Origin of the sequence: Nonomuraea sp. PA05, assembly GCF_008086045.1 — a bacterium.
In the GTDB taxonomy this organism is placed as follows: Bacteria; Actinomycetota; Actinomycetes; order Streptosporangiales; family Streptosporangiaceae; genus Nonomuraea; species Nonomuraea monospora.
This window is the reverse complement of record NZ_VSEY01000023.1, coordinates 163,382-183,711: the sequence shown is the minus strand read 5'-3', so window position 1 is coordinate 183,711 and position 20,330 is coordinate 163,382. Positions and strand designations below refer to the sequence as shown.

The following is a 20,330-nucleotide window of genomic DNA, read 5'->3' as shown; positions in this document are numbered from 1 at the left end:
AGCTCCGGCTTACCCAACCGAGGGGATGCGGAATCTCCTTTGCCGAAAGGAGAATCCGACGTGAAATTGGTCTGGACCTTTGCGGTCGGTTTTGCCTGCTCACGGGTAGACTTCGGGCGAAGATAAGCGGAGGAAACACTCATGGCGGACAAGCCCACGAAAGGTCTGGCCGATGTCGTCGCGGCGTCCACAGCGCTGAGTGACATCGACGGAAAGGCCGGTCGCCTCTTCTACCGTGGATACGACATCCACGACCTGGCCGGCCGCGCGACGTTCGAGGAGACCGCACACCTGCTCCAGCGTGGCAAGCTGCCCACCCGCTCCGACCTCGACGCGTACGGCGCCGAGCTGGCACGGGGCCGGGAGCTGGGCGCCCTGGTGTCCGCGAACATCGCCGAGATCGCCGAGAAACAGAAACCCATGGAGGCGCTGCGCTCGCTGGTCTCCCTGTCGGGAGCCGACGACCCCGACAAGGACTCCATCGCGCCCGACGCCAACCTGCGCAAGGCGGCCAGGCTGGTTGCCCAGCAGCCGCTGCTCGTCGCCCGCTACCACGCGGCCCGCAACGGCACCGACGTGCCGGAGCCGGACCCGTCGCTGAGCATCGCCGCGAACTTCCTGCTCCAGGTCACCGGCCGCACCCCGGGCCCGCGCGAGGTCGAGATCTTCGACGAGTGCCTGGTCCTGCACGCCGACCACACCATGAACGCCTCCACCTTCGCCGCCCGCGTCTGCGCCGCGACCCTGTCGGACATGCACTCCGCCATCGTCGCCGCCATCGGCACCCTCAAGGGCCCGCTGCACGGCGGGGCGAACGAGCAGGTCATGAAGACCCTGGAGTCGCTGTCGCCGGGAGGCGTGGCGCAGGCCGTGCGCGACAAGCTCGCCGCCGGCGAGAAGATCATGGGCTTCGGTCACCGCGTCTACAAGACCGAGGACCCGCGCGCCACGCATTTGCGTAGGATGTCGGCGGAGCTGGGCGAATCCAGCGGTGACGACACGTACTACCGGATGTCCAAGGAAATGGAGGAAGTCGTCTTCGAGACCAAGGGTCTCTACCCCAACGTCGACTTCTACGCCGCCTCGGTCTACCACTACCTGGGCATCCCGACCGATCTGTTCACGCCGGTCTTCTCCATCAGCCGGATGTCCGGCTGGACCGCTCACGTGATCGAGCAGCACGCCGACAACAGGCTGATCCGCCCCGACAGTGAGTACATCGGTGAGACCGACCAGAAGTGGAAGCCGATAGAAGAACGTTGAGCCACGGGACTGAGAAGCGCGAGAGCTGGGGGCCGTACCCGCTGATCCTGGCGGGTGCGGCCGTCGGCATGCTCGTGGTCGTCATCGTGAACCCGCGCTGGGGCGGGTTCGTGCTGGGCGCCGTCATCATGGTCGCCGCCGCGCTGCGCTTCGCCGGGTACGGCGGGCAGCTCGCGCTGAGGAGCAAGAAGGCCGACGTCATCACGCTGTCCGTGTTCGGGTTCGTGCTGGTCCTGACCTCGCTCCTGCTTTACAACAACGAGCTGAAGGCGCTCATCCTGTCCCTTTTCGCACCGTGACCTGGCGGTCCGATAGCCTCAACGCATCCATTCATTGAAGGGGAACCATTCGCATGCCCAAGATCAAGGTGGAGGGCCCCGTCGTCGAGCTTGACGGCGACGAGATGACCCGGATCATCTGGCAGTTCATCAAGGACCAGCTGATCCTTCCCTACCTCGACGTCGACCTGAAGTACTACGACCTCGGCATCGAGCACCGGGACGCCACGGACGACCAGGTCACCATCGACGCCGCGAACGCCATCAAGAAGTACGGCGTCGGTGTGAAGTGCGCCACCATCACCCCGGACGAGGCGCGCGTCGAGGAGTTCGGACTCAAGAAGATGTGGAAGTCCCCCAACGGGACCATCCGCAACATCCTCGGCGGCGTGATCTTCCGCGAGCCGATCATCATGTCGAACGTGCCGCGGCTCGTTCCCGGCTGGACCAAGCCGATCGTCGTCGGCCGTCACGCCTTCGGCGACCAGTACCGCGCGACGGACCTGAAGATCCCCGGCGAGGGCACGCTGACCCTGACGTACACCCCCAAGGACGGCTCCGAGCCGATCGAGCTCGACGTGTACGACTTCCCCGGCAGCGGCATCGCGATGGCGATGTACAACCTGGACGAGTCGATCCGCGACTTCGCCCGCGCGTCGATGCGTTACGGCCTCAACCGCGGCTACCCGGTCTACCTCTCCACGAAGAACACGATCCTCAAGGCCTACGACGGCCGCTTCAAGGACATCTTCGCCGAGGTCTTCGAGACCGAGTTCAAGGACGAGTTCGACAAGGCCGGCCTCACCTACGAGCACCGCCTCATCGACGACATGGTCGCCGCGGCGCTGAAGTGGGAGGGCGGCTACGTCTGGGCCGCCAAGAACTACGACGGCGACGTCCAGTCCGACACGGTCGCCCAGGGCTTCGGCTCGCTCGGCCTGATGACCTCGGTCCTGATGACCCCCGACGGCCAGACCGTCGAGGCCGAGGCCGCGCACGGCACCGTGACCCGCCACTACCGCCAGCACCAGCAGGGCAACCCCACCTCCACGAACCCGATCGCCTCGATCTTCGCGTGGACCCGTGGCCTGGCCCACCGCGGCAAGCTCGACAACACCCCCGCGGTGACCGAGTTCGCCGACAAGCTGGAGCAGGTCTGCGTCGAGACGGTCGAGGGCGGTCAGATGACCAAGGACCTCGCGCTGCTCGTCGGCGGCGACGCCAAGTGGCTCACCACTCAGGACTTCCTGGCGGCTCTCGACGAGAACCTCAAGAAGAAGATGTCGGCCTAAACGCCGTCGAAAACGACCTCTACCTGCGGTTACGCCGCATGGTAGAGGTCGTTTCACTGTCTGCCGCCGCTTCGCGCGCAGTCGGCTTTTTGGGGGTTTCCCACAAATGCAGCCCCGCAGCGTGCGCTGTGTACGACATGGGCGTCAGTGGCGGAGAGACGGAAGAGTTGATACTGCACGGGGCTGTCGTGCCGTGAGGCACGCATCTTGATCTACAGGGTTGGTCTACAGGAGGGCTCGGTCGGGTGTTCAATCGTGTCGCCATCGTCAATCGTGGTGAGGCCGCCATGCGCCTCATCCACGCCGTACGGGACCTCGCCGCGGAGACCGGGACGCGGATGGAGACCGTCGCCCTGTACACCGACGTCGACCGTACGGCCACCTTCGTCCGCGAGGCGGACCTGTCCTACGACCTCGGCCCCGCCTCGGCGCGCCCCTACCTCGACCTGAAGGCGCTGGAGCGCGCCCTGGTGGAGACGGGGGCCGACGCCGCGTGGGTCGGGTGGGGCTTCGTCGCCGAGGATCCGGCGTTCGCGGAGCTGTGCGACAGGATCGGGGTCACCTTCGTCGGGCCGAGCCCCGACGCCATGCGCAAGCTCGGCGACAAGATCGGCGCGAAGCTGATCGCCGAGGAGGTCGGCGTGCCGGTCGCGCCGTGGAGCCGCGGCGCGGTCGAGAGCCTGGAGGCCGCCCGCACGGTCGCGGCGCAGATCGGTTATCCGCTGATGCTGAAGGCCACCGCGGGCGGCGGCGGACGCGGCATCCGCGTGATCCATGACGAGGCGGAGCTGGACGACGCCTACGAGCGCACCAGCCAGGAGGCCGCGCGGGCGTTCGGCAGCGGCGTGGTGTTCCTGGAGCGGCTGGTCACCGGCGCCAGGCACGTCGAGGTGCAGGTGATCGCCGACGGCCAGGGCACCGCGTGGGCGCTGGGCGTGCGCGACTGCTCGGTGCAGCGGCGCAACCAGAAGGTCATCGAGGAGTCGGCGTCGCCGGTGCTCGCCCCCGAGCAGGCGGCCGAGCTGAAGGCGTCGGCCGAGCGGCTGGCCGTCGCGGTCGGCTACCGGGGCGCGGCCACCGTCGAGTTCCTCTACCACCCGGGCGACCGGATGTTCGCCTTCCTGGAGGTCAACACCCGGCTGCAGGTCGAGCACCCGATCACCGAGGCCACCACCGGGTTCGACCTGGTCAAGGCGCAGCTCCACGTGGCCTCCGGCGGCAGGCTCGAAGGAGCGCCGCCGGCGGAGCGCGGGCACGCCATCGAGGCCCGGCTGAACGCCGAGGACCCCGACCGCGACTTCGCGCCGTCCCCCGGCCGCATCGCGCGGCTGGACCTGCCCGCGGGGCCCGGCATCCGGGTCGACACGGGCGTCAGCGCGGGCGACACCATCCCCGCCGACTTCGACTCCATGATCGCGAAGATCATCGCCTACGGCCGCGACCGCGAGGAGGCCCTCGGCAGGCTGCGCCGGGCGATGGCCCGCACCTCGGTGATCATCGAGGGCGGCGCCACCAACAAGAGCTTCGTGCTCGACCTGCTCGACCAGCCCGAGGTGATCGACGCCAGCGCCGACACCGGCTGGATCGACCGCGTCCGCGGCGAGGGCAGGCTCGTCTCCCACCGCCACTCCGGCGTCGCGCTGGCCACCGCCGCGATCGAGGCGTACGAGGAGGAGGAGCGCGCCGAGCGGCAGCGGCTGCTGGCCACGGCGTTCGGCGGGCGCCCGCAGGTGCAGCACAAGAGCAGCCGCCCGCTGGACCTCAAGCTGCGCGGCGCCGGCTACCGCGTGCGCGTCGCCCGGGTCGGCGCGCACCGCTTCCGCGTCGCCGTCGAGGCGGGCGGCGAGCTGCGCACCGCCGACGTCGAGCTCGACCGCTTCGACCGCTACACCGGGCAGATCGTCGTCAACGGCAGCCGCTACCGCCTGCTCATCGGCACGCACGGGGCCACCCACCTGATCGAGGTGGACGGCGTGGCGCACCGCGTCAGCCGCGACGAGGGCGGCGTCGTCCGCTCGCCCGCGCCCGCGCTGGTCGTCGCCACGCCGCTGCAGGTGGGCGCCGAGGTCGAGGCGGGCGCTCCGGTGCTGGTGCTGGAGTCCATGAAGATGGAGACGGTGCTGCGGGCGCCGTTCAAGGCCAGGCTGAAGGAGATCGCCGTCTCCGTGGGCAGCCAGGTCGAGACCGGCGCGCCGCTGCTGCGGCTGGAGCCGCTCGCCGACGACGCCGCTGCCGACGAGGTCTCGGCGGCGGGCGCCGTCGAGCTGGACCTGCCCGTGGCGCCCGAGACCGTCCCGGCGATCGAGCGCGCCAGGCGCGGCCAGGACGGCCTGCGCAGCCTGCTGCTGGGCTACGACCTCGACCCGCACGACGAGCGCCGCGTGCTCGACGACTACCTCGCCGCCCGCCGTACGCTCATCGAGGAAGGCCACCGGCCGCTGGCCGAGGAGCTGGAGCTGTTCGAGGTCTTCGCCGACCTGGCGGAGCTGAGCCGCAACCGGCTCGCCGGCGAGGACGGCGACGAGCACGTACACAGCCCGCGCGAGTACTTCCACACCTACCTGCAGAGCCTCGACGTCGAGCGGGCCGGGCTGCCCTCCACCTTCCAGGCCAGGCTCGCCAAGGCGCTGCGCCACTACGGCGTCACTGAGCTGGAGCGCACCGGCGAGCTGGAAGGCGCCGTGTTCCGAATCTTCCTGGCCCAGCAGCGCGCGTCCGCCGACGCCGCGGTGCTGGTCAGCCTGCTGCGCTCCTGGCTGCGCGAGCCGCCGCCGGACGAGGCGCTGCGCGAGCCCGCAGGCCTGGTGCTGGAGCGGCTGCTGGCCGCGACCCAGGTCCGCTTCCCCGTCATCTCCGACCTCGCGCGCGGCGTGGTGTTCGCCTGGTTCGGCCAGCCGCTGCTGCGCCGCAACCGCGCCCGCGTCTACGCCGGCGTCCGCAAGCACCTGCGCCACCTCGACGCGCACCCCGGCGCGCCCGACCGCGCCGAGCGCGTCGCCGAGATGGTCCGCAGCACCGAGCCGCTGGTGCGGCTGCTCGGCCAGCGCCTGGTCCGCGAGAACCTGGACAACGCGGTCATGCTGGAGGTGCTGACCCGGCGGTACTACGGCAACAAGCCGCTCATCGCCGTTCGCACCAGCGAGGTCGCGGGCTGCACGTTCCTGATCGCCGAGCGCGCGGGCTCGTGCGTCGTCTCCTCCGCCGTCGGCTTCGACGCCCTGGGCGGCGCGCTGCGCGGCCTGGCGGAGCTGACCGGCGCCCGCGAGGACGTCGTGGACGCCGACATCTACCTCGTCTGGGAGGGCCAGCCCGAGGACCCGGACGCGGCGGCGGCAGCCCTGCACGAGGTCATCGCCGCGCACCCGCTGCCCGAGCAGGTCCGCAGGATCACCACCACCGTCGCGGGCCGTGGCGGGGCGGTCATGCACCACCACTTCACCTTCCGCCCGTCGCCCGAGGGGATGGCGGAGGAGCGGCTGATCCGCGGCCTGCACCCGTACATCGCCGAGCGCATGCAACTGGAGCGGCTGAACAAGTTCGACCTCACCCGGCTCCCGTCGTCGGACGAGGAGGTCTACCTCTTCCAGTGCGTGGCCAGGGAGAACCCGTCCGACGACAGGCTCATCGCCTTCGCGCAGGTCCGCGACCTGACCGAGCTGCGCGAGCACGACGGCAGGCTCGTCGCGCTGCCCACGGCCGAGGACATCATCGCCGCCTGCGTCGACTCGATCCGCCGCGCGCAGGCCCGCAGGCCGTCCAAGAAGCGGCTCAACACCAACCGGATCGTGATCTACGTCTGGCCGCCCAGCAACCTCACCCGCGCCGAGATGGAGATGCTCGCCAGGCGCGTGCTGCCGACCACGGCGGGCGCGGGCCTGGAGGAGACGCTGTTCATCGCCCGGCAGCGCGACCCGGAGACCGGCGCGCTGACCAAGGTCGCCGTGCGCATCTCGCTCGACGCCACCGGCGCGCCCAAGCTGACGATCAGCCAGCCGTCGGACGAGCCGATCGAGCCGCTCGACGACTACCGGCAGAAGGTGCTGCGCGCCAGCAGCCGCAACACCGTCTACCCGTACGAGCTGACCGGCGTGCTCGGCGACTTCGCCGAGCACGACCTCGACGCGGACCACACGCTGGTGCCGGTCGATCGGCCCAAGGGCCGCAACACCGCGGCGCTCGTCGCCGGCGTGGTCACCACGCGGACCAGGCTCCACCCCGAGGGCATCACCAGGGTCGTGCTGCTCGGCGACCCGACCAAGTCCCTCGGCGCGCTGTCGGAGCCCGAGTGCCGCCGCGTGATCGCCGCACTCGACCTGGCCGAGCGGATGCGGGTGCCGCTGGAGTGGTACGCGCTGTCGGCCGGCGCCCGGATCTCCATGGAGTCGGGCACCGAGAACATGGACTGGGTGGCCGCCGCGCTCAAGCGCATCGTGGAGTTCACCCAGGACGGCGGCGAGATCAACATCGTGGTCGCGGGCATCAACGTCGGCGCGCAGCCGTACTGGAACGCCGAGGCGACGATGCTCATGCACACCAAGGGCATCCTCGTCATGACGCCCGACTCGGCGATGGTGCTCACCGGCAAGCAGTCGCTCGACTTCTCCGGCGGCGTCTCGGCCGAGGACAACTTCGGCATCGGCGGCTACGACCGCGTGATGGGCCCGAACGGGCAGGCCCAGTACTGGGCGCCGAACCTGTCCGCCGCCCGCGACGTGCTCATGTCGCACTACGACCACACCTACGTCGCCCCGGGCGAGCAGGGGCCGCGACGGGCCAGGACGAACGACCCGATCGACCGTGACGTCTCCGACTTCCCGCACGTCGTGGAGGGCAGCGACTTCACCACGGTCGGCGAGATCTTCTCCAGCACGGCCAACCCCGACCGCAAGAAGCCGTTCGACATCCGCACGGTGATGCGGGCGCTGTCCGACCAGGACCACCCGGTGCTGGAGCGCTGGGCGGGCATGGCCGACGCGGAGACCGCGGTGGTGCAGGACGTGCACCTCGGCGGCATGCCGGTGTGCCTGCTCGGCATCGAGTCGCGCTCGGTGCCGCGGCGCGGCTTCCCTCCCACGGACGGCCCCGACACCTACACCGCGGGCACGCTGTTCCCCCGCTCGTCGAAGAAGGCCGCGCGGGCGATCAACGCGGCCAGCGGCAACCGGCCGCTGGTGGTGCTGGCGAACCTGTCCGGCTTCGACGGCTCGCCGGAGTCGATGCGCAAGCTCCAGCTCGAGTACGGCGCCGAGATCGGCCGGGCCATCGTGAACTTCCGCGGGCCCATCGTGTTCTGCGTGATCTCGCGGTACCACGGTGGCGCGTTCGTGGTGTTCTCCAAGGCGCTCAACCCGAACATGACCGTGCTGGCGCTGGAGGGCTCGTTCGCCTCCGTGCTCGGTGGTGCCCCCGCCGCCGCGGTCGTCTTCTCCGGCGAGGTCAACGCCAGGACCGCGGCCGACGGGCGCGTACAGGGCCTGGAGGCGCGCGTCGCGGCCGCCGCCGGTGCCGACCGCGCCGCGCTGACCGCCGAGCTGGACGAGCTGCGCGCGTCCGTACGGGCGGAGAAGCTCGGCGAGGTGGCCGCGGAGTTCGACCGGGTGCACAACATCCGGCGCGCGGTCGAGGTCGGCTCCGTGGACGCCGTCATCGGCGCGGCCGAGCTGCGCCCGCGCGTCATCGAGGCCATCGAGGCGCGCCTGAAGTAGTGACCCCCAGGACGAGGGCCGCCCCTGTGCGGCCCTTTTCCATGTCTTGACGCGTACGGCGGCGTGGCGCTGTTGATCACGTGGGTATGAGGCAGCTCAAGACAGTCGTACGCGTTTCGGGGGGTTCGGATGCGACTGAGAATGTTGAGTGGGCTGGGGGCGCTCACCGCCGCCGCGATCCTGACCGGCTGCGACTCTCAGCCGGACACCACCAAGCTGGCCGAGACCAAGGTGGACGCCGCCGCCAAGCTCAAGGCGACCAAGGCCGCCAAGGTCAAGCAAGCCGCCCAGGTGCGGGCGAACGAGCTCGGCCAGATCCCGGTGCTGATGTTCCACCGGATCGTGCCGAAGCCGCAGACGACGGACGACAGGTCGCCGCAGCAGTTCAAGGCCGACCTGGAGCGGCTGGTCAAGGAGGACTACGTGCCGATCACGGCCGCCGAGATGGTGGCCGGGAAGATCGACATCCCGGCGGGCAAGCACCCGGTGGTGCTGACCTTCGACGACTCCTCGCCCTCGCAGCTCACGCTGAACCAGATGGGAGAGCCGCAGAAGGACACCGCGGTGGCGATCATGAAGGAGGTCGCCGACGCGCACCCGGGCTGGAAGCCCAAGGGCACCTTCTACGTGACGCGCGACATGTTCGGCAAGACCGTGCGCGAGGAGCAGGCGCAGATGCTGCTCTGGCTCAAGGACAACGGCCACGAGATCGGCAACCACACCAGCGACCACCTCAACCTGCGTGGCCGCTCGCACAAGGAGGTCGAGGACCAGATCGGCAAGATCGCCGCGCAGATCAACTCCTTGTCCTACACCAAGCCGACCACGATCGCCCTGCCGTACGGCAACCAGCCGAACAAGAAGGACTGGGCGATGCGCGGCAAGCTCTACAACCACCAGGGCGCCTTCCTGGCCGGGTACACGCCCGCGCCGGCGCCGTTCAGCAAGTCCTTCGACGCGGCCGGGATCCCGCGGATCAAGGCCATGGACAAGAAGGGCGACTGCGCGCAGTTCTGCTCGCACGCCTGGCTCGACTGGCTGAAGAAGAACCCGGACATGCGCTACACCTCGGACGGGGATCCGCGCACGGTGGCCTATCCGAAGTACAAGGCTCCGTACCTGCGCAAGTCCTTCACCACGTGGAGCCTGCCCTACTGAGGGCGGGGCGCGCCGACGACGGTCTCGTCGCCGGCCGGCAACCCGGGCAGGCGGCGCAGCCCGCCGGAGGTGGCGCTGACGAGGAACCAGCCGAGATGGTCGCCGCCTTCGGCGCTTTCCATCTTCAGGAGGATCTCGTCGTTCCCGCGCCACTCCATGACGGACGAGTCGGTGGCACCGCCGAGACCTGGGAGCACGAGTCGCCTGGTCACGCGCCTGGTGGCGGTGTCACGGAACTCCAGGGTGCCGTTCCTGGACGCCTCGTCGTTCACGCCGGCGTCGCGCTCGCCGCTGGGTGAGGCGTCGTAGCCCCACTCCTCCTTCGGCTCGGGGCGTGGCGTGGTCCTGCCCGTGGTGAAGTCGGTGCGCAGGCCCTTGGCGCCGTACCAGACGGTGAAGGTGTCGCCGTCGGCCAGGATCGAGGTCTTCGTCATCTCGTCCGGGGTCAGGACGGGCGAGAGGTGGCGCTTGAGCTTCTTGCGCAGGTCGACGCCGACGAAGCGGCGCTCGACGGCGCTGAGGTAGGCCACTCGCCGGCCGTCCGCGCTGACGGCCATGGTCACCGAGCGCGACGCCCCCGGCCCCGTGCTGACCCCCGACACGGCGTCGGGGATGACGTTGCCGGACCTGCAGTCGTTCAGGTCGCATGCCTTGCCGCCCAGCTCGCCCGCGTGGACGCCCTCCTTGGCGATCAGGTGAAGCTGCCAGCCCACGCACGTGGCCGTGCCAGGAGGCGGCCAGGCTTCGAGGTCGGCGCGGCAGCCGTCCTTCTTGGGCAGCGCGTAGTGGACGACGAACTCCGTGCGCGGATGATCCCATGGACCGAGCGTGGGGCTGGGGGTGGTGGGCCCGGCAGCGGCGGTGGTGGCCGGGGCGCTGCACGAGCTGAGGGCCATGGCGAGGAGAACCACTGCCACCGTGCTGGATCGGCGCATGCTGGAGCGCTCCTCTCAGGAGAGGGGAGGCCAGGTTAGCGATCTTGTGATCTGGGGTGCCAGGCCGGAATCAGGATTTCCTGATGAACCTGATACCCGCGCGGTGCAGCCGGTCGATGAGGGGCTGCCCCATGGCCGAGGCCGTGGTGAGCTGCCCCGCCCGGTCAGGGACGTCGTCGAAGGCCAGGCACAGCGCCGACTCCGCGAGCATCTTGGCGGTCTCGTCGTAGCCGGGGTCACCCCCGGACACCTCCGTGACCACGCGCTCGCCCCCGCCCTCGCCCAGGAACGTGACCTTGAACCAGCTCCTGGCCCGCCGCGCGGGTGACGGCCCCTCGCCGGGCCGCACCCGCCCCTGCATCCAGCGGCGCGCCGGCGGGATCTGGGCGAGCGCCGCGAACGCGCCCGCGCCCGCCACCGTGGCCAGGGCCTTCGGCAGGGTGCGCACGGCGTAGTGCTGGCGGTAGGTGAAGTCGGGGCCGTAGCGATCGAGCAGGCGGGCGGAGTAGCCGACGATGTGCGGGTCGACGCTGGGCATGGGCAGCGCCCAGCCGCCCACGTAACGCAGGCCGCCCGGCAGCGAGCTGACCCTGCGGCCCTTGGGCCTGGGCTCGGCGGAGCGGCGCTGGGTGCCCTGGGCGACGGCCTGGCGGGCGCGGCCCATGATGGTCAGCACACTGGCCGCCGTGCCGGCCGAGGGGCGCCCGTTGACCCGCAGGAAGCCGCTGATCTTCAGCGGCTCGCCCTCGGGGAGCCGGCTGACCGTGTGGAGGACGCCGAGGTCGAACGGGATGGAGTCGAAGCCGCAGGCGTGCACCAGCTTGGCGCCGCTCCTGACGGCCCGCTCGTGGTAGTGCACGTAGACGCGGTCCACGAACTCCTGCTCGCCCGTGAGGTCGAGGTAGTGGGTGCCGGCGTCGGCGCAGGCGGCGACGAGGGGCTCACCGTGCAGCACGTACGGGCCGACCGTGGTGGCCAGCACGCGCGTCTGGCGGGCGAGCGCGGCGAGCGAGGCCGCGTCGGTGGCGTCGGCGGTCAGGACCGGCACGTCGAGCCCGAGGCGCTCCAGCTTGGCCCTGTCGCGTCCGGCCAGCGCCCAGCGGGTGCCGGGGCCGGCGGCCCTGGCGAGGTAGGCGGCCGTCAGCGCGCCGGTGAACCCGCTGGCGCCGAACAGCACGATGTCATAGGGGCGATCCATGATCCTGAGGCTTCCCCGAACGGGGTGAGGAAGCAAGCTGCCGCACGAAAGACACGAAGCCGTGATGTAGCCAAACCTTAACCGATCCCTCAGAAGTAGCCGAGCGTCGTAAAGTTTGCGTCGATGGGGTTCTGTACACGTGGGGATGACGAATGCCGCAAATTTCGCCGCTGGTCGCCGGCGATCCCACCGAGCTGGGGTCCTTCCGGCTGTCCGGGCGGATCGGCGAAGGCGGCCAGGGCATCGTCTACCTGGGCGTCGACGACCAGGGTGAGCGGGCCGCGATCAAGCTGCTGCACGTCAAGTTCAGCGGCGACACCATCGCCAGGTCGCGCTTCGCCAGGGAGCTGAAGGCGGCGCAGCGGGTGGCGTCGTTCTGCACCGCCCGGGTGATGGAGGCCGACCTCGACGGCAACACGCCGTACATCGCCAGCGAGTACATCGACGGCCGGCCGCTGCGGGAGGTCGTCGAGACCGACGGGCCGCTGACCGGCACGGTGCTCGACCGGCTGGCCATCGGCACCGCCACCGCGCTCACCGCGATCCACCACGCCTCGATCGTGCACCGCGACTTCAAGCCCGACAACGTGCTGATCGCCGCCGACGGGCCGCGCGTGGTCGACTTCGGCATCGCCCGGATCATCGACTCCACCGGCACGATCACCAGCCGCGCCATCGGCACCCCCGCCTACATGGCGCCCGAGCAGATCGCCGGCGACGACATCGGGCCGTTCACCGACGTCTTCTCGTGGGGGGCCACCATCGCCTTCGCGGCGACGGGGAAGGTGGCTTTCGAGGGCAAGTCCATCGCGACGGTGCTCAACCGCATCCTCAACCACGAGGTGGACGTGCAGATGCTGCACGAGCCGCTGCGGGGCGTGGTGCGCGAGGCGCTGGCCAAGTCGCCCGCCGAGCGGCCGTCGGCCGACCAGATCCTGCTGCGGCTGCTGGGGCAGTCGTCCACGGTGGGGGCGTCCACGGCGGTGCTCGCCAGGGGTGTCGAGGTGGCCAGTGACGACACCATGCCGTTCATCAGGGTGTCGGCCAGGTCGATCACCGACCAGCCGGGGCACAAGGGGTCCGTGGTGCCGCCGTCCACTCAGACGGGTGCCCCTGCCGCGCCGTCCCCGCACACAGGCCCTTCCCCGACGCTCGGCCCTTCCCCCGTGTCCGGGCCTTCCCCGACGTCCGGACCTTCCCCCGTGCCTGGCCCTTCCGGCGGGTCCGGCCCGCACACGGGTGCCTCGCCGGTGCGGTCGGCGCCGACCGCCGCCTCGGGCGTGGCGCCGCAGGATCCCTCGGGGCAGCAGCCCGCCATGACAGCGCAGTCGGGCGGCCACACGGCCACGGCGCCGCCGGAGCCGGGCGGGCCGGGGCACCCGTACCCGATGCCCGAGCAGCCCGTCGAACCGCCGCGACGCGGGCGGGCGAAGGTGTGGCTGGCGCTGACCACCGCGATCGTGCTGATCGCCGCCGCGGTGATCGCGCTGGTGCTGAACGGCGGCCTGTCGAGACTGACCTTCCTGAACGGATCAGACCCCGCCGACGAGACACCCGGCCCCAAGTCGGGCACCGGCTACTCCACGGTGGCGGACAAGGTGGCGCAGACCGGGAAGATCGTGATCGGCGTCAAGGGCGACCTGCCGGGCGTCGCGCTGCAGAACGGCGACCTGTTCCAGGGCTTCGACATCGACATCGCCCAGCGGATCGCGACGGAGCTGGGCGCCAAGCAGACGACGTTCGTCCGGGTCGGCAGGGACGACCGCGCGCCCGCCCTGGCCGAGGGCCGGGTCGACCTGGTGGTGGCCACGTACTCGATCGACGAGGGCGACACGCAGTTCGCGGGCCCGTACTACCTGGCGCACCAGGACATCCTGGTCCGCGCGGGCGCGGGCGTCGACGAGCTCGGCGACCTGAAGGGCAAGCGGATCTGCGCGCCCAACAGCCCGTCGGTCGGCGCGGTGCAGGACCGGGTGAAGGTGCAGCCGGTCACGGCCAGCGACTACGCCGCCTGCATGGACCTGCTCAGGAGCGGCAAGGTCGACGCGGTGCCGGGCGACGACCTGATCCTGGCCGGGTTCGCGGCCAGGGAGAACATGCGTTACAAGATCCTCGGCGCGAAGCTGACCAACGAGCGCTACGGGGTGGGCATCAGGAACGGCGACGTGCGCACCTGCCAGGCGGTGCAGGCGCTCATCGCCGACTTCTACGCCAAGGGTTACATCCAGCAGCTTCTGACCAGGTACTTCGAGAAGGTGGAGTTCGACGCGGAGCTGAAGGTGCCCGCGATGGAAACCTGCTGATGACGAGCGGGTAACATCCCAGGCGTCAACGAATCGTGCTGGGAGTTAGGGGAAGGCCATGGCGTCGTCAGCCACTGTGCCCGTCAAGGTGACCGTCACCGGAGCCGCCGGCCAGATCGGCTACGCATTGCTGTTCCGCATCGCGTCGGGGCAGCTTCTCGGCGCCGACGTGCCGGTCAAGCTCAGCCTGCTCGAGGTCCCGCAGGCGGTCAAGGCGGCCGAGGGCACCGCGATGGAGCTGGACGACTGCGCGTTCCCGCTGCTGTCCGGCATCGAGATCACCGACGACCCGAACGTCGCCTTCGCCGGCGCCAACGTCGGCCTGCTGGTCGGCGCGATGCCGCGTAAGGCCGGCATGGAGCGCGGCGACCTGCTCGGCGCCAACGGCGGCATCTTCGGCCCGCAGGGCAAGGCCATCAACGACCACGCCGCCGACGACATCAAGATCCTGGTCGTGGGCAACCCGGCCAACACCAACGCGCTGATCGCCCAGCAGAACGCGCCCGACGTGCCGGCCGACCGCTTCACCGCGATGACCAGGCTCGACCACAACCGCGCGCTGTCGCAGCTCGCCGCCAAGCTGCAGGTCCCCGTCTCCGAGATCAGGAACATGACGATCTGGGGCAACCACTCCGCCACGCAGTACCCGGACCTGTTCCACGCCGAGGTGGGCGGCAAGGTCGCGGCCGAGCAGGTCGAGTCCGAGTGGCTGAAGGACACGTTCATCCCGACGGTGGCCAAGCGTGGCGCCGCCATCATCGACGCCCGTGGCGCGTCCTCGGCCGCCTCGGCCGCCAACGCCGCGATCGACCACGTCTACGACTGGGTCAACGGCACCGAGTGGACCTCGGCCGCCGTGGTCTCCGACGGCTCCTACGGCGTGCCGGAGGGCCTCATCTCGTCGTTCCCGGTGCGTGCGGCGGGTGGCAAGTTCGAGATCATCCAGGGCCTGGAGATCGACGCCTTCTCCCGCGAGCGCATCGACGCCAGCGTGGCCGAGCTGGCCGAGGAGCGCCAGGCGGTCAAGGACCTGGGCCTCATCTGAGCTGCTTGTTCAGAACGCGCGCCCCCGGCCGTGGGGCGCGCGTTCCGCGTTCGTCACGGCGGCACGACTTCGGGGCAGGACGCCGGCTCGGTGGCCGGAGCGGGCGGCGGGGTGGCGAAGACGACGCCTGCCGCGGCCAGGGCGCTGCAGACCATGATGAGGGCACCGAAGATCAGCTTCGTGACCCTTGGTGAAAAGCTCCTCACATTTCGGTATCACAGCACACATTCCCGCTCCGTATGGTCATTTCCCAGAAAGCGCTCCCCAGGCGTCGGAAACGATGTCGCGCAGCGCCGCCCGCTCGGGCTTCCAGCCCAGCTCACGCTGGATCCTGGCGGACGAGGCCACCAGCACCGCCGGATCGCCCGGCCGCCGGTCGCCGACCACGGCCGGGATCTCGTGCCCCGTGACCTCGCGGCAGACCGAGATCACCTCCTGCACGGAGAAGCCGGTGCCGCTGCCCAGGTTGTAGACCCGGTGCTCGCCGGGCGTGACCGCGTCCAGCGCCAGCAGGTGGGCCTTGGCCAGGTCGGAGACGTGGATGTAGTCGCGCACGCAGGTGCCGTCGGCCGTGGGGTAGTCGGTGCCGAACACGCTGACCGACTCGCGCTCGCCGGTCGCCACCTTCAGCACGTTCGGGATGAGGTGGGTCTCGACCGCGTGCCGCTCGCGGAAACGCCCGTAGGCGCCGGCCACGTTGAAGTAGCGCAGGCTCACCGCGCCCAGCCCGCGCTGCCGGGCGTAGGCGCTCAGCGCGGTGTCCACGGCCAGCTTCGTGGCGCCGTAGGGGTTGGTCGGCCGCGTCGGGTCGCCCTCCTCGATCGGCGAGCGCTCAGGCTCCCCGTACGTGGCCGCCGTCGAGGAGAACACGATCCGTCCCACGCCCTTGTCGCGCATGGCGTCGAGCAGCCCCAGCGTCCCGCCCAGGTTGTTGGCCCAGTAGAGGCCGGGCTTCTCGACCGACTCGCCCACCAGCGACTTGGCCGCGAAGTGCAGCACCGCCTCCACGCCGTCGAGCGCCTGCCCGGCCTCGGTGATGTCGGCACGGACGAAACGGGCGCCCTCCGGCACGGCGTCCTCATGCCCCGTTGACAGGTCGTCGAGTACGGTCACCTCGTGTCCGGCCTCGATGAGCTGCGCGGCGACCACACTGCCGACGTACCCGGCTCCTCCGGTGACCAGTAGCCGCATGTGTACTCCTGTTCATATATGTTTGATTTTGTAAGGCTTGCCGTTCAGCATACGCGGGAAAGCCGACGAGTACGCTGCCAACCACCATGTTTGACACCGTCGCGGCCAACATCGCCCTGGTCCTGCTGTTCATCCTGATCGGGGGCTTCTTCGCCGCCGCAGAAATCGCCATGGTCTCCCTGCGCGAAAGCCAGGTCCGCAAACTCTCGCAGCGCGGACGTCGCGGTGAGCGGGTGGCCAAGCTGGCCCGTGATCCCAACAGATTCCTGTCCGCCGTCCAGATCGGCGTGACCGTGGCCACCATGCTGTCGGCCGCGTTCGGCGCCGACCGGCTCGCGGCGCAGCTCGTGCCCGTGCTGGAGGGCTGGGGCGTGCCGGTGGCCGTGGCCCCCGTGCTCGCCCTGGTGCTGGTCACGCTGGCCATCTCGTACGTGTCGCTGGTGCTCGGGGAGCTGGCGCCCAAGCGGCTGGCGCTCCAGCGGGCCGAGGGCCTGTCGCTGTACGTGGCGCCGTTCCTGGACCGCATCGCAGCCCTGTCGCGCCCGATCATCTGGATGCTGTCCAAGTCCACCGACGGCGTGGTGAAGCTGCTCGGCGGCAACCCGGGCGCCGACAGGGAGGAGGTCACCACCGAGGAGCTGCGCGACATGGTGGTGGGCCACACCGACCTGACCGCCGACGAGCGCAAGCTCATCGCCGAGGTGTTCGCGGCGGGCAAGCGGCAGCTCAGGGAGGTGATGCTGCCGCGCACCGAGGTCGAGTTCATGGAGGCCGACACGCCGCTGAGCGACGCGGCCAGGCTGGCCGCCACGCTGCCGCACTCGCGTTTCCCCGTCTACCGCGACACCTACGACGAGGTCATCGGGTTCGTGCACGTCCGCGACCTGCTGGACCCCGAGCTGACCGGGCGCACCGAGCCGATCAGCGCGCTGGTGCCGATCAGGGCCGCCAAGTTCGTGCCCGCCTCCAAGCGCCTGCTCACCACGCTGAACGAGATGCGCGACGAGGGCCAGCACCTGGCCATCGTGGTGGACGAGTACGGCGGCACGGCCGGCATCGTGACCATGGAGGACCTGGTCGAGGAGCTGATCGGCGACATCAGGGACGAGTACGACGTCGAGGAGGACGTCGTGATCCTGCCCGCCGGCGAGATCGAGATCGACGGCCTGACGAATCTCAACGACTTCGCCACCGAGACCGGCATCCGCCTGCCGGACGGCCCGTACGAGACGCTGGCCGGCTTCGTCATGGCGATGCTGGGTCACGTGCCGGCGGCCGGGGAGCGGGTGGAGTTCTCCGGCTTCGAGCTGACGGTCACCGAGCTCGACGGGCGGCGTATCGCCCGGGTGAGAGTGAAACGCCGACAGGTCGTCGAGTCGCCCCCTGAGCAGGATTCCTGACACAATGGCCTGCTATGGCCAGACCTCGTGTACTCTCCGGCATCCAGCCCACCGCGGACTCCTTCCACCTGGGCAATTACCTGGGTGCGGTCCGCCAGTGGGTCACCATGCAGGAGACCCACGACGCGTTCTACTGCGTGGTGGATTTGCACGCGATCACCGTGCCGACGGAGGCCGACGCGCTGCGCCGGCGCAGCCGCGTGGCCGCCGCCCAGCTCTTCGCCGCCGGGCTCGATCCGGAGCGTTCCACCGTCTTCGTCCAGTCGCACGTGCGTGAGCACACCGAGCTGGCCTGGGTGCTGATCTGCCTCACCGGCATGGGCGAGGCGGGCCGGATGACGCAGTTCAAGGACAAGTCGGCCAAGTTCGGGGAGAGCGCGGCCAGCGTGGGCCTGTTCACCTACCCGATCCTTCAGGCCGCCGACATCCTGCTCTACCAGGCCAACCTGGTGCCGGTCGGCGCCGACCAGAAGCAGCACCTGGAGCTCACCCGCGACCTGGGCCAGCGCTTCAACCACCGCTTCGGCGACACCTTCACGCTGCCCGACCCGTACATCCTCAAGGAGGTCGAGAAGATCACCGACCTCCAGGACCCGACGGCGAAGATGTCGAAGTCGTCCTCCAGCCCCGCGGGCATCCTCGACGTGCTGGAGCAGCCGGGGCCGCTGCGCAAGAAGGTCATGCGGGCGGTCACCGACACGGGCTCCGAGGTGCTGTTCGACGAGGAGAACAAGCCGGGCATCTCCAACCTGCTGCGCATCCAGTCGGCGCTGACCGGCACGCCCATCCCCGAGCTGGTCGCCCGCTACGAGGGGCAGGGGTACGGCACGTTCAAGAAGGACGTGGCGGAGGCGGTGCTGGAGACGTTCGCGCCGATCAGGGAGCGCACGGAGAAGCTGCTGGCCGACGAGAAGGAGCTCGACCGCATGCTGGCCATCGGCGCCGAGCGGGCGTCGGCGGTGGCCAGGCAGACCATGGAGCAGGTCCGCGAGAGGGTGGGCTTCCTGCCCAAACTGTAGATCTTCCGGAAGGGCCGGGCCTTGATGGTCCGGCCCTTTTTCGCGCCCTGAGAAGTACGGCGTGCGCAGAGTTGCGTACGAGCGCCACTTCTGCGTACAGTGTTCGCATACGGAAACGTTGTGCGCGATTGGAGATCATCATGCTGAACGCCAACCACGAAGGGCTCGACCTTCCCCGCTGGCAGGCCCGCCTGGACGAGCTGCGCGACAAGCACCACGTGCCCGGCGCCCAGCTCGCCATCCTGACCGGCGGCACGGTGCACGAGCTGGCCAGCGGGGTGCTGCACCGGGGCACGGGCCACGAGGTGACGACCGACTCGGTGTTCCTGAGCGGCTCGATCGCCAAGGTCTACACCGCCGCCCTGGTCATGACCCTGGTGGACGAGGGCCTGCTGACCCTGGACGCGCGGGTCGTGGACGTGCTGCCCGAGTTCGGCACCCCCGACCCCGAGGCCACCGCGACGATCACCGTCAGGCAGCTCCTGTCGCACACCGGCGGCGTGACCAACGACTTCAACCATGACACCGGCCGCGGCGACGACTGCCTCGCCGAATACGTCAAGGCCGCCAGGGACGTGGCCCTCGACTGCCCGCCCGGCACGCTCTCCTACGGCGGCCTCGGCTACGTCGTCCTCGGCCGGCTCGTCGAGGTGCTGACCGGCCGGACCTGGGACGAGGCGCTCAGGGAGCGCCTCTTCGCCCCGCTCGGCCTCGGCCACTCGATGACGCTGCCGGAGGAGGCACTGCGCCTCCGCGTCGCCATGAGCCACCTGGGCGAGCCGGGCGCCTACCCCGACCCCGCGCCCGTCTGGGACATGATGCCGCGCTCCGTCGGCCCGGCCGCCCGCATCATCACCTCCGCCGGCGACATGGTGCGCTTCGCCGGCATGCACCTGGCGGGCGGCGCCGCCCCCGACGGCGGCCGGGTCCTGTCCGCCGCGTCCGTCGCGGCCATGCAGCGAAGGGAGACGGACGTCCCCGACAAGTGGACCGTCAGCGCCGACGGCTGGGGCCTCGGCTGGACCCTGTACGACTGGGACGGCATCGCCGGCTACGGCCACGACGGCGCCGCCATCGGCCAGTACGGCTACCTGCGCGTCGTCCCCGAGGCCGGCGTGGCCGTCGCCCTGCTCACCAACGGCGGCGCCGCCCGCCGCCTGTACGCCGACCTGTTCGCGGAGCTGCTGCGCGAGCTGGCCGGGGTCAGGATGCCCGAGCCCTTCGCCCCGGCCGCCGAGCCGCCCGCGATCGACTGGGCGGAGCTGAGCGGCACCTACCGGCGCGAGGGCGTGGTGATCACCGTGACCGAGGGGCGGATGCGGTACGAGTTCGTGGACGGCATGAAGGACCTGTCGCCCGCGCTGGACATGGAGCTGGAGCCCGTCACGGGCACGGTGTTCGCCGCCTCCGGCGCGGGGCCGTCCTTCAGCGAGGACTACATGCCCGTCGTCTTCGCCACGCTCACCGATGGGACGCGGTGCGTCTACGTCGGCATGCGCGCCACGCCCAGAGTCGCCGTTTAGCCGGGGCCGCGAGCCTGGTG

The 20,330-nt window shown here is 70.3% G+C and carries 13 protein-coding genes; 10 read left to right on the top strand and 3 right to left on the bottom strand.

Annotated elements, in window-relative coordinates:
• The first annotated feature begins 141 nt into the window (after window positions 1-141).
• The 5 genes from FXF51_RS33295 to FXF51_RS33275 all read left to right on the top strand — a co-directional run bounded on the left by FXF51_RS33295 (window position 142) and on the right by FXF51_RS33275 (window position 9,696).
• The gene (locus tag FXF51_RS33295; RefSeq protein WP_148438652.1) at window positions 142-1,263 is read left to right on the top strand and encodes a citrate/2-methylcitrate synthase; all 1,122 of its coding nucleotides are present in this window, start codon (window positions 142-144) and stop codon (window positions 1,261-1,263) included.
• Window positions 1,260-1,562: a DUF3017 domain-containing protein gene (locus FXF51_RS33290; RefSeq protein WP_148438651.1), complete on the top strand. Its 303-nt coding sequence runs from the start codon at window positions 1,260-1,262 to the stop codon at window positions 1,560-1,562. The genes FXF51_RS33295 and FXF51_RS33290 overlap by 4 nt, the downstream gene beginning before the upstream one ends.
• 53 nt (window positions 1,563-1,615) lie before the next feature.
• On the top strand, window positions 1,616-2,833 hold the full coding sequence (locus FXF51_RS33285; RefSeq protein WP_148438650.1) for an NADP-dependent isocitrate dehydrogenase: 1,218 nt from the start codon (window positions 1,616-1,618) through the stop codon (window positions 2,831-2,833).
• A gap of 245 nt (window positions 2,834-3,078) precedes the next feature.
• Window positions 3,079-8,538, top strand: coding sequence for a carboxyl transferase domain-containing protein (locus FXF51_RS33280; protein ID WP_148438649.1), 5,460 nt, complete (start codon window positions 3,079-3,081; stop codon window positions 8,536-8,538).
• Between the two features lie 129 nt (window positions 8,539-8,667).
• On the top strand, window positions 8,668-9,696 hold the full coding sequence (locus FXF51_RS33275; protein WP_187414697.1) for a polysaccharide deacetylase family protein: 1,029 nt from the start codon (window positions 8,668-8,670) through the stop codon (window positions 9,694-9,696).
• Here the strand turns inward: FXF51_RS33275 and FXF51_RS33270 are convergent.
• Both FXF51_RS33270 and FXF51_RS33265 read right to left on the bottom strand, forming a co-directional pair.
• Window positions 9,690-10,631: a hypothetical protein gene (locus FXF51_RS33270; RefSeq protein ID WP_148438648.1), complete on the bottom strand. Its 942-nt coding sequence runs from the start codon at window positions 10,629-10,631 to the stop codon at window positions 9,690-9,692. The two genes, FXF51_RS33275 and FXF51_RS33270, sit on opposite strands and share 7 nt — an antisense overlap.
• 70 nt (window positions 10,632-10,701) lie before the next feature.
• Window positions 10,702-11,829: a saccharopine dehydrogenase family protein gene (locus tag FXF51_RS33265; RefSeq protein ID WP_148438647.1), complete on the bottom strand. Its 1,128-nt coding sequence runs from the start codon at window positions 11,827-11,829 to the stop codon at window positions 10,702-10,704.
• Between the two features lie 152 nt (window positions 11,830-11,981).
• Between FXF51_RS33265 and FXF51_RS33260 the strand changes: the two genes are divergently transcribed.
• On the top strand, window positions 11,982-14,132 hold the full coding sequence (locus FXF51_RS33260; protein WP_148438646.1) for a serine/threonine-protein kinase: 2,151 nt from the start codon (window positions 11,982-11,984) through the stop codon (window positions 14,130-14,132).
• A 58-nt stretch (window positions 14,133-14,190) separates the two neighbouring features.
• Window positions 14,191-15,177 carry a malate dehydrogenase gene (locus FXF51_RS33255; RefSeq protein ID WP_148438645.1) on the top strand — a complete coding sequence of 329 codons (987 nt, stop codon included), beginning with the start codon at window positions 14,191-14,193 and terminating at the stop codon, window positions 15,175-15,177.
• A 243-nt stretch (window positions 15,178-15,420) separates the two neighbouring features.
• Here the strand turns inward: FXF51_RS33255 and galE are convergent, their stop codons facing one another.
• On the bottom strand, window positions 15,421-16,368 hold the full coding sequence (gene galE, locus FXF51_RS33250) for a UDP-glucose 4-epimerase GalE (RefSeq protein ID WP_148438644.1): 948 nt from the start codon (window positions 16,366-16,368) through the stop codon (window positions 15,421-15,423).
• Window positions 16,369-16,454: 86 nt separating this feature from the next.
• Between galE and FXF51_RS33245 the strand changes: the two genes are divergently transcribed.
• The 3 genes from FXF51_RS33245 (at window position 16,455) to FXF51_RS33235 (ending at window position 20,310) form a co-directional block, all read left to right on the top strand.
• Window positions 16,455-17,768 carry a hemolysin family protein gene (locus FXF51_RS33245; protein WP_148438643.1) on the top strand — a complete coding sequence of 438 codons (1,314 nt, stop codon included), beginning with the start codon at window positions 16,455-16,457 and terminating at the stop codon, window positions 17,766-17,768.
• A gap of 14 nt (window positions 17,769-17,782) precedes the next feature.
• A complete protein-coding gene (trpS, locus tag FXF51_RS33240) occupies window positions 17,783-18,787 on the top strand; it encodes a tryptophan--tRNA ligase (RefSeq protein ID WP_148438642.1) in 1,005 nt (334 codons plus the stop codon).
• A gap of 140 nt (window positions 18,788-18,927) precedes the next feature.
• Window positions 18,928-20,310, top strand: coding sequence for a serine hydrolase domain-containing protein (locus tag FXF51_RS33235; protein WP_148438641.1), 1,383 nt, complete (start codon window positions 18,928-18,930; stop codon window positions 20,308-20,310).
• Window positions 20,311-20,330: the final 20 nt, after the last annotated feature.